The following is a 721-nucleotide window of genomic DNA, read 5'->3' as shown; positions in this document are numbered from 1 at the left end:
CGTCGGCGAACTCCGTGCACAAGGCGAAGCGGTCAGTAGGATTTTTGGCCAATGCGCGGGCCAGCACCTCGTCGAGCCCAGCCAGCTCTGGGCGCATAGCGCTGAGCCGCGGCGGAGGGGCCGTGAGGTGCGCGCTGATCACAGCGACCGCATTGGTGTTGGGAAACACCGGCACGCCGGTAAGCAAGTGATACGCGGTGGCGGCTAGCGCGTACTGGTCTGCGCGGCCATCGATGTGGCCGCCCAACAACTGTTCGGGCGCCGCATAGGCTGCTGTACCGACCGTCATATTTGTCTGTGTGAGACCACTGATCTCGTCCCGATTGCGTGCAATACCGAAGTCGGTCAACAAGATACGTTGCCTTCCACCCGCTGGACGGGTCAGCAGGATATTGGCCGGCTTGACATCGCGGTGCAGCAAGCCTTTCTGGTGGGCATAATCCAGCGCGCTGGCGACGCCGGCGATTACGGTGCACACGTCGGCAGCTGGCATTCCGGACGGACAGCTTTCCCGGAGCACTCGACGGGTATCGAACCCGTCGACGTAGCGCATCGCGATCCACAGATCACCCTCGAATTCGCCGCGGTCATACACCTCAACGATGTGTGGATGCCACAGCGACGACGCTAAGTCGGCCTCCCTGATGAACCGATCCCGGTAGTCGGGTTGACTAGATAGCTGGTCGTTCAGAATCTTGAGGGCGTCCCGCCGCGGCAACCG

The 721-nt window shown here is 62.4% G+C and carries 1 protein-coding gene; it reads right to left on the bottom strand.

Going from position 1 to position 721, the window contains the following annotated elements; genetic code table 11:
* Positions 1-721 (bottom strand): serine/threonine-protein kinase (locus A5736_RS10900; protein WP_139333253.1); only part of this gene is annotated, 721 nt, incomplete at both ends.

Source organism: Mycobacterium sp. SP-6446 (genome assembly GCF_001954045.1).
GTDB lineage: Bacteria > Actinomycetota > Actinomycetes > Mycobacteriales > Mycobacteriaceae > Mycobacterium.
This window is presented reverse-complemented; position numbering and strand designations above follow the sequence as displayed.